General features: G+C 60.0%; 8 protein-coding genes and 1 pseudogene. All 9 read right to left on the reverse strand.

Going from position 1 to position 9,679, the window contains the following annotated elements; translation table 11 throughout:
* Nucleotides 1-670: 670 nt before the first annotated feature.
* A complete protein-coding gene (gene deoC, locus VNM72_11535) occupies nt 671-1,396 on the reverse strand; it encodes a deoxyribose-phosphate aldolase (protein HXF06030.1) in 726 nt (241 codons plus the stop codon).
* A gap of 288 nt (nt 1,397-1,684) precedes the next feature.
* Nucleotides 1,685-2,218, reverse strand: a complete 534-nt coding sequence (locus tag VNM72_11540; protein HXF06031.1) for an HAD hydrolase family protein — start codon at nt 2,216-2,218, stop codon at nt 1,685-1,687.
* 42 nt (nt 2,219-2,260) lie between these two features.
* Nucleotides 2,261-4,636 (reverse strand): hypothetical protein, encoded by a 2,376-nt coding sequence (locus VNM72_11545; GenBank protein ID HXF06032.1) that lies wholly within the window; start codon nt 4,634-4,636, stop codon nt 2,261-2,263.
* An 8-nt stretch (nt 4,637-4,644) separates the two neighbouring features.
* Nucleotides 4,645-5,475, reverse strand: a complete 831-nt coding sequence (kdsA, locus tag VNM72_11550) for a 3-deoxy-8-phosphooctulonate synthase (GenBank protein HXF06033.1) — start codon at nt 5,473-5,475, stop codon at nt 4,645-4,647.
* Between the two features lie 211 nt (nt 5,476-5,686).
* Nucleotides 5,687-6,106, reverse strand: a complete 420-nt coding sequence (locus tag VNM72_11555) for a DsrE family protein (GenBank protein HXF06034.1) — start codon at nt 6,104-6,106, stop codon at nt 5,687-5,689.
* Between the two features lie 476 nt (nt 6,107-6,582).
* Nucleotides 6,583-6,809 (reverse strand): annotated as a pseudogene (locus tag VNM72_11560) (type II toxin-antitoxin system HicA family toxin).
* Nucleotides 6,802-7,014 (reverse strand): type II toxin-antitoxin system HicB family antitoxin, encoded by a 213-nt coding sequence (locus VNM72_11565; GenBank protein HXF06035.1) that lies wholly within the window; start codon nt 7,012-7,014, stop codon nt 6,802-6,804. The pseudogene VNM72_11560 and the gene VNM72_11565 overlap by 8 nt, the downstream one beginning before the upstream one ends.
* A 106-nt stretch (nt 7,015-7,120) precedes the next feature.
* Nucleotides 7,121-7,627, reverse strand: coding sequence for a hemerythrin domain-containing protein (locus tag VNM72_11570; protein HXF06036.1), 507 nt, complete (start codon nt 7,625-7,627; stop codon nt 7,121-7,123).
* Nucleotides 7,624-9,459, reverse strand: coding sequence for a DUF1858 domain-containing protein (locus tag VNM72_11575; GenBank protein ID HXF06037.1), 1,836 nt, complete (start codon nt 9,457-9,459; stop codon nt 7,624-7,626). The genes VNM72_11570 and VNM72_11575 overlap by 4 nt, the downstream gene beginning before the upstream one ends.
* Between the last annotated feature and the right edge of the window lie 220 nt (nt 9,460-9,679).

Raw genomic sequence — 9,679 nt, forward strand, 5'->3', positions numbered from 1 at the left:
CATGGAAGATCTCCGGCAGATTGCCGAGGCAGCCCCCGGGCACTCCATGGAGATCGTCTACATGCGGTACAACCCGACAACCTCTCAGCCTGAAGGCTACCGTACAACACTGAAGTCCGTGCCCCGGAAGGCTCCGAGACCCTGAGATCGCGAGTTTCGGCAACAGAGGATGGAGGGTATGGCTGTCTGACGGAAAGTAGTTCCCTTGGTGCTGTCGGCTTTTTCGGTGAGTTTGAGTCCTTCACCTGAGCCCACGTCGAAGGCTATGACATGTTCCTACCCCTTTCGCTCAAGGCACCCCACGGACGCTTCTTGATGAACCCACATACTACAGAGCGGAAGCACCGACGATAAGGGTTTTCGAAGAGAGTTCTGGCAGCAAAGACGTGGGCGTGTCCCATGTTTGCGAGCCAGAAGGACCACACTGGTTTGACGTCCAACCTGGTCCTGTTCGTGGGTGTTGGCCAATATGGTGTCCAGCTCAACAGATCTGCACCAGGATGCCCCTCGCAGGAGGTGTCGAGAGGGCAGATGGAGTTCCCCTTGTGATTACTACCCCTGTGCATTCAATTATTGAATGGCCGTCTCCAGGGGAAGGTCAGCCCATCTCTGCGTGAATTTATCGGCATTCTCTTGCCTTCGTGTGCTATCAGGACCTTGTTGGGAGGACTCAGTAGCGGGAAGGGTTGAGGTGTTGGAAAGGCTCGGGATGACGGGCTTGTTGAACGATCTTCACGCCGACGCTTGCCCCGATGCGGGTCGCACCCGCCGCGATTAATTTCCGGGCGAGTTCGGCATCGCGGATGCCACCGGCGGCTTTCACGCCCATCTCGGGACCAACCACCCGGCGCATGAGAGCGACGTCCTCGATCGTCGCCCCTCCTTTGCTGAAACCGGTCGAAGTCTTGACGAAATCCGCCCCCGCGTGCTTGGCCAGCAGACAGGCTTTCACTTTTTCTTCGTCCGTGAGCAAGGCCGTCTCGATGATGACCTTGCAAAGCGCATCATGTTCGTGGCAGGCCTCGACGACCAGCCGAATGTCCCGTTCCACCAGCTCATCCTCACCTGACTTCAAGGCGCCGATATTGATGACCATATCAATTTCGCGGGCGCCGTCGAAGATAGCCCGTCGCGCTTCGTAGGCTTTGACGTCGGGCAGCGTCGCTCCCAGGGGAAACCCCACAACCGTGCAGGGCTTCACCGGGGAGCCCCGCAATCGCGCCGCGACTTCCCGAATCCACACGGGATTGACGACCACCGCGGCAAACCCATAGCGCAGCGCCTCCTCGCAGATCTGGATGATTTCGCTTCGTTGCGCCTCCGGCTTGAGCAGCGTGTGATCAATATAGCGGGCCAGATCGAGGGCGGAATCGGCAGGTTCGGGTTTGCCGCCCAATCGCTCGCCTCCCAGAGCGATGACGGCGCGGAGATCCTCGGGCTGCTTGAGAAAACACTCCGAGGGACTCGGACACTCGATAAGCTCCACCTGCTGGAGCCTGGCCAGAATCGCATCCGTGATCTCGCTGATGAGCTTCCGATCAATGTTCATCGTACTTTCCGCAGCCGGCAAATCAGGTTATACCATAGGACTGCGCCCGCGAGCTAGCGAGCGCGAATCGGTGGAAAACACGCCGTCCGGCTATCTTCTCCCACGTTGATAGGGGATGGCACAACAGGGCGGCGATCACCGCCGATACTCGGCCAGCAGGCTCTCCCACTTCCCCTGAGCTTTAAGGATCAGCTCGATGGCTTCGCGGACAGCTCCCTGCCCTCCCTGGACGCGCGTCACGTAGTGGGCGGCTTGCTTGACTTCCTCAACGGCATTGCAGACGGCGATGGCCAGACCGGCGCGTCTCATCGGAGGCAGGTCGGGCAAATCATCGCCGATGTAGGCGACATCTTCATTGGTCACCGCTTCCTCGGCGAGCACGGCAGAATAGGCTTCCAGTTTGTCCTTCACATCCTGATAGAGGTGGTGCACGTGAAGTTCGGCCGCCCGGCGTTCGAGCGCGCGCGAACGCCGAATGGTGATGATCCCCGTGTGCAATCCGGCGCGGGCCGCGAGTTTCAGCCCCTGCCCATCGAGCGCGCTGAAGAACTTGATCTCATCCCCCTCGGGGAGAAGGATGATGCGTCCGTCGGTGAGAACGCCGTCGCAATCCATCAGAATCAAGCGAACCCGTTCGGCCCGACGTCTCAGCTCGGTGTCGCCGATCATAGTCCTTCCTCTTCCCACGCCACGAACGTCATCGCCTCTCCCTCACCGTTCGAGAAAGACGGGAATATCATCAACCACCCACCCGCTGCCACGGCGGCGGAGGATATAGACGGCGCGCGACTGCCGCTCGACATTTGTGCCGGTGACAGCGGCGATTCGCACGTCGAGGATCATTCGGTTTTGATCGAGCGGCTCAGCCCGCAGGACCTCGCTCTTCCAGCTCTTGAGGAAGGTCACACCGGTAACAAATCGCTTGAGATTTTGCGGCGTGACCAGGTCGCGGACGTTGGCCGGTCGTCCGCTGGACACGGCGCCATCGAACTCTGAGAGGAAATCGCGGACGGATCGGTCTCCCGCAGGCAGACGATTGGCCGCTGACTCGGCGCGAATGAGGCGGTCGCGCGCGGCCAGAAGCGGCCCGGCCTCTTCGGCCAGCGTCAGTGTCGCCTGGCGGAAATAATCGGCAGCGGCCGCGGGCTGATTCCGAGCAAGAAAGATTTCTCCAAGGGCCAGGCAGGCCGATGCATACGTAGCCAAGGTGAGCGGCTCTCTCTGAAGCGATTCGCGGGCTTGCGCTTCCGCCTCGTCGAGCTTGCCCAGCAGCGCCAGCGCCCGCGCATACGCCGCTCGCGCCAATGCCTGATGGGGATCAGCCGTCACGGCGTCCCGGAGTTTAGCTTCGGCATCCGTCAGCTCCGACCGGCTGAGGGCAATGATCCCCTGACTGACCAATTTGTCAGTGGCCGGTTTGCGCGGCCACTCGTCGTTGGTGTAATCGGCCTGAAGGTACAACCGATCCGGATCCACCACCGCACGCACGGGCTGGCCGCTCACGGCGAAGACGGCCTGACCGTATCCCTGAGCTTCCACTTTGACCGATTGTCGGAGCCGCTGACCGCTGTCGGTCACCAGTTCCACATCCACCTCGAGATCACCGGTGCCAAAATTGGCCACCTGAACCGTCCACTTCCCTGCTTCCTCGACGGGCTTTCCTACAGCAAAATCGGGAAGGATGACATCGCCGAGCCAGGTCGAGATCACGGGCATCAGTTGTGCTTCCGAACCCCGTGCCATGAGCGCCCGCTGGAACTGATCGTATGTCACGACCGATCCTGGCGAAGCGAAGAGACTCTTCACCACTGCAAGAAGCGACTCGCGTCCCAGGCGCTTTTCGATCAACCGGAAAACGAGCGGCGTCTTATTGTAGACGCTCGTGTAATACTGCCGGTTGAGCAGCGTCTGTCGCAGCAGAGGCGCATCGTAGGCTGTTCCGCCTGTGACAATCGCCGCATACCCTCGCCGAAACCGCTCAAGGGCTCGGCTCAGTCCCTCAGCCCCAAACCGTCGTTCGAAATAGAGCATCGCCAGATAACTCGGCAATCCATCGTGCAGAACGGCGTGACCCGCTCCATCAATCCGCACGCGCGAGGACAGCCACATCCGCGAGAGTGACTGGGCCAGAAAGAAGATCGTGTCCTCGTCAAGGATCTTTCGCCCAAACGCCCGCTCATCAAGAAGGAGAAATCCTGTCCCGCCGTAGGCGGACATTTGCGACGAAGCCACAACCCGAATCGGCCCCTGCGGGGATGACCCGAAGAGAGTTCGGTAAAAATCGAGAATTCGACTGATCTCCCCGGCCAGACCCTCCAGCGTCTTCGGATCGGTCAGGGTGAATCCCCTGGGCACGTAAAACTGGATACCGTTATTCGCTCCGGCAACGGTCTCAAACTCACGGGCGATGAACATCGGTTGGCCGAAGCCGCCGTCGGTAAAGGTTGCAGTTTTCTGATCGCCGTCGGCTTTTTCCGCCGACAGTGACCCCGGTGCGACGACACTCATCGAGGATGGGAGGATGACCGTCAGCGTGACCGGGGCCGTGTCCACATTGAAATCCACCTGGAAGGGGGTGTGAATCATCGGGAACCAGAAGCTTTCCGGCAGCAGGATGCACTCGTCCGGCATAATGGCTGCGCGGGATGTCGCCTCCTCGTAGGTGAGACCGTAACGCATTACGACCTGGGCCGTCGTCCCGGGCGCGAGAGGCTCCGGCAGCTCCCAGGAAACGATCGTGAGAACGCGCGCCACATCATCTTTCGAGGTTGTGAAGCGCACCGCTGCCCCGCCGACGGTAATTTCCTTGATCTCCGCTCCCTCGCCGATGCGAACGACCATGCGACCGACGGGCTGCGATGAAGGATTCGTTACGGTGAGCGCAGCCTGAACATCGGCCTTTCCATCGAGAACCGACAGGCGAATGGTGATCTCATACCGGTCGAGTCGGAGCAGCAGATGAGGGGCCACGGCCTGGCTCATGGGACTCGCCGGGGCAGCCCGACATTCCGTTCCAAGAATCAACAGGCCCATGATCATTGCCGTTGACCATCGCCGACGAAGTGATTTCCGTGTCCGCGCAATCATCCCGCCCCTCACCGAACTGTTTTCACCAGCTCATGAATGCGTTTCAACATTGTCAGCAGCGGAGCCAATCGTTCCAGCGGCAGAGCCGTCGCCGCATCCGAGAGGGCTTCAGCGGGATTGTCGTGCACTTCCATGAAGACGCCATCCACGCCGCAGGCGACACCCGCCCGTGCGAGATACTCGATGAATTCCGATTGGCCTCCGCTCGTCGTGCCCAATCCGCCGGGAAGTTGCAACCCGTGCGTCACGTCGAGCACGACCGGGTAGCCCAGTCGCCGCATAATCGGCAACGACCGCATATCCACTACCAGATTGTTATAGCCGAAGGTCGTTCCCCGCTCGGTGAGAATGATCTTGCGGCAACCAACCGAGGTCGCCTTCTCCACGACGTTTTTCATCTCCCAGGGAGCGAGGAACTGGCCCTTCTTGATGTTGATGGCGCGCCCGCTCCGGGCCGCCGCCACGATGAGATCCGTCTGCCGGGATAAAAACGCGGGAATCTGCAACACATCGGCGACCTCGCTGGCCAGCGGAACGTGGGTCGTTTCATGAACGTCGGTGAGAATTGGAACGCCCACCTCACGCTTGATGCGTTGCAGCACCTTGACCCCCTCCTCCAGACCCGGTCCGCGAAAGGAGTGAATGGAGGATCGGTTGGCCTTATCGTAGGAGGCCTTGAAAATGAAGGGCAGCGACAGCTCGTCGGTGATGCGCCGGAGGCTCTCCGCCATTTTGAGCGCATGTGTCTCGCTTTCGATGACACAGGGTCCGGCGATGACGAACAGGTCCTCGCCGCCAACGATTACGTCTCCAACGGAGAATATCTCTCTCTGACTCATAAGATCTCTGGCTCAGCGGCAGAGTTTACTACCGCCCCTCACCCGGTGACAAGCGGTCGGAGCGAACACCATCGCTCAAGAGCGACCGAAGACAGAACCTGACAATCCCGGCATACCAATCATCCCCTCTCGACCGTTCGATCGGCCCTCACAGGAAATCAGAGATCAGGCGCGAGTCCGCTCGAAGACAGTGCCCGTGATCCCATGCGGCTCAAAACGTGAAGACTTGATCGGCCCCGGCGACATCTTCCCGAAGGAAATCGCCGAGCGCCTTCGGCTCATCAATTTCCGGGATCAAATCGCCCTCACTGATCCCGTACATATACATGGATGACGTGCAGGCAAAGAGCTTCACATCATCGCCATGCTCCTTAGAATCCCTGAGGAAGGATTGGAGGTCCGTGAACTCGGCTTCTTTCAACCGCTCGATAATCGCAGATTCTTGATCGCGAACCATCTCGGAGAAGTTGTACTCGTTGATTCGAGCGATGGTGAGTTTAATCACCGCCTCATCCCGAAAGAAGACACGAATCGAAGTCCCCGGCATGGCAGCCAGCGTGCGAATGAGCGTGCTCACCTGGAAGATGTTGTTGAAACTCCCACCCGATACCACAATGGCAATGCGAGTCACCGCGCTCTCCTCCTTTTCTGTTCCGATGATCAGCAACGGATGACTAATCCTACCCGACCATAAAATCTCTGTCACGTTTGCCCCGGTCTGGTGACCTCCATCTGATCAGGATCGGAAACCGGGTACAGCAATGAAGGCGCTTCTCCCAAGTCGCGCCCCCCTCCCTTCGGTGAACCGATGGTTCTTTCTTTCCTCCCGGCCCACGAAACAGACCAAAGGGAACGATGCCGCAGTAGTGTTCTGGAGATCGTCATCAAGATGAGAAGGGCGAGGGTTCAGCCGCCGCAGCGGGCGAGCAGATCACGGCGCTCCGAGCGAGGCGATGATCGGAATCCTTTTTTCTCCACGCTTATCCGCCGTTGATGAACCGTAGGACTCTGCGGGGAGCCGGGGATACCTCAGACTAACGTTTGCACATTTCCCGGTGGAGATATGTCGGACTTTCGATATCTCCCGCGATGGATGGCAGTCATTGCCTACAGGTTACTCATAAACTCATCAGGCGAGACCTTCCTTGTTTCAGGATTCCACGTAACGTCCCGATTGCCAGTTCGGGGTGCAGTGGTACAACGCATCCCACCTCACCCTCAGGGGTCTGCTTTTTCAGTACAACATGGCTGCCTCGCTGGCGCACCTGCACAAAACCAAGCCGTTCCAGTGCTCGGACGGCTTCTTGGCCCGACACCCGGCGCAGTTTAACCACGAACAGACACCTCGAAGGTCGTCACCAAAGGTCGCGTTACTTCAGGCGCGGGAAATTCCTCCAGGTATAGCTCTGTCGCCTCCTTGAGATTGCCAAGAGCTTCCTCAACGGTGTATCCCTGGCTCACTGTTCCCACTTCAGGGCATTCTGCAACGTACAAATCTTCCTCTTTGTGAAGGATCGCCGTGAAGACTCGCACCGCCATATCCCCACCTCCGACGAGGATTATACTTTCCAGTGCGTTCGAGTCCAAGCAGACTTTTTATCCCGGGAGCGCGCCTATCGCTCACACGGCGCGAGCAACTGAAAATTCAGCCGCCGCAGCGGGCGAGCAGATCACGGCGTTCCGATTCACTTGTCATCTCGTCCAGCGCCGGATAGAGGATGTTTCGCTCCCGGAGATCGTGATGCTCGACCAGGTGCTTGAACATTGTCTGTTCGTCAAAGAGCGAGATGATCGCGCGCCGGACATCGCCGGGTTCAGAGAGCAGCCGCTCCAGCGTGGCCTCGAAGCGGTCGAGAAACTCAAGCATCTTCCGATGCTCGCCCAGGAAAAGCTCAAGCGGCCCGCCGGGTCGCACGCCGCCCTTTACGTATCGGGGCAGCAAGATTTCTTCTTCCGGGCGCATGTGCGCCAGAAGCTCTCGGCGATAGGCGCGCAAGCGTTCGAGCGCAAGCGGGAGATCGAGCGCCAGCAGTGCTTCTTGATGCTGAAGGAAATGCTCGTTCAGCCGGGCATGAACATCGAGGAGCTTGAGGAACGTCGCCGGTGCTGGCTCCGCCCGCGTGACATCCGTTCTGGGAGAATCTGAACTCATACTTCGTACCTCGACGTCAAAGGTTGAGCCAGCACAGAAGCGGATGGCTGAGCGGCGGCGATGACGCGCTCGAGATCGGCCATCAGCGCATCCAAAGCGATGCCTTCGCGCCGACAGGCTTGTTCCAGCGTCACCACCCGCGCCATCGTCCGTCGCAGCACGGGGTTCCCGAGCGGCGTGAAACCATGCCGCAGGAAAACGTCCAGCGTCTGGGGATACCGCTGGAGAACGTCTCCCACCCTCGTCTGCGGTGCGAGGACAAACGGCTCTGTCATCGAGCTGACAGGTCCGCGGGACTGCTCCCATCGCCGTCCCTCGCGCATGTTGGCGATTAACTCGGCTCCCCAAAAGGCCAATCCGGCCACCTCCAGGAATCCTGACACCGCCATCACCTTGAATGCCGACGGCTCGAAGTCCGTCGCAATCTGTGTGGTGATGCGCAGGGCATTGCCTACAGTCAACAGCCAGAACGTCGGCCATAGCGAGGGCGCGCGCCGCGGGTCCACACCGGAGAGCGTCGGCACGACTTTACTCGACACCCCCACGATCATCATCATGATGAATCCGACCGTGAGCGCATGCCGATACGCGCCAAAGTAAGCGTGGGAGAAAGGTACCTGCGCCCCGGTGAGCGGTTGGTAGAGGCCGAAGTTGTACACAGGCATGAGGGCGAGCATCGCCGTGGCGATGATGAACCAGACATAGGCCGCCCGGATGAACTTCACGCCGCGATCCCGCTCGCTTTCGGGGACGGGATTGAAGAGTCGAAACTGTCGCGGCGTTCCTGCCGCGGCGATGAGCAAGACGACCGCCGTGAGAGCTGGGATCGCCAATGCCGCGTGAGAGCGGCTCGTCATGCCCGCGATAAAAGCAATCGCCCCTAGAGCAATGGCCGCGTTCACTCCCCAGAAGAGAAATGATCGCCAGCGTGGGCTCGGCTCCCGGAATCCGTAAGCGTGCGGCAGATACCGCAGCGACACGCCGAGGATCATGACGACGGCAATCCCCAGCAGTTGCACATCGCGGTAGGGGATATTGAACGTCGCCACGCGAAAGAGGAACTGCTCTCGCGTGCGGGCCGTTTCAAAGAGCCAGAAGACGATGGGGTTGGCTAATGCCGACAATCCGAACCAGCCAAGCGCCGCCAGGACAAATCGGTCGAACGGCTCTGGCTTGCCGCTCTGTCGCAGCGTCTTGACGATCGCCGTGATGAACACGCCCGCGGCTATGATGATGAGTCCTCCGCTCACGAGTCCCAGCCTGACAAAGAATGGCCTGGGGGCTCCGAGGTGGCCCGCCGTCTGTCCAATTATCCCTGCTGCCATAATCGGCAGCGCCGAGAAAGCCAGACGGGGCCGCCAGAGCGTCGTCTGCTTGAATCGAGGAAACGCTTGATAGGCAAATCCCATGATGAAGAAGCCGACGAACCCGAACACCATCGCCTCGCCATGCGCGAGCACCGCCGAGTACGCCACTCCGCCAAAATCCTGGCGGACGCCGATGAGGAAGAGATTGATCGCTCCCCAAAAGCACCCGAGCGTCATTACGGTTGCCAGTCCCGCCAGGAAAAACGGGCGATAGATCGTATCTGCCAGCGATGGCCGAAAGGCAAGCTCTCCGGGCTGAACTTGAGCAGCCGCCCGATTCAGCTCTTCCAGGAGTGATTCGAGCGGCACGCCGTGCAGTCGAGCGAACCAGGCAATCGTTTCACGAGGTCCGGTCGGTCCCCCACAGCCACGGAGCCCGTAGCGATCCAGCACGGCTCGCGTGGCCGGGTAGCGCGAGACGACATCCGGCAGGAGCATATCGGCTCTGATCGGTTCGGTCCTCATCGGGTTGCACCTCCCTCGAAAAAATTCCGGGAGCGCACGCCGCCGGCGCGCCCGTTGAGCCCGCCCGAAGCGGAGTGCTCCCAGTTTTTCATCCTTCGCGGCCTGCTGTACTCATGGGCAATTCCTCACAAAATTGCCTCATACCATCAAGGTTACAATCTACCGGCCCGCCGCCCGCGGGGATATGACTTATGTCACAGGGGAAGCGGTTCGGCGGGCC

The organism is Blastocatellia bacterium (assembly GCA_035573895.1).
Classification (GTDB): Bacteria; Acidobacteriota; Blastocatellia; order HR10; family HR10; genus DATLZR01.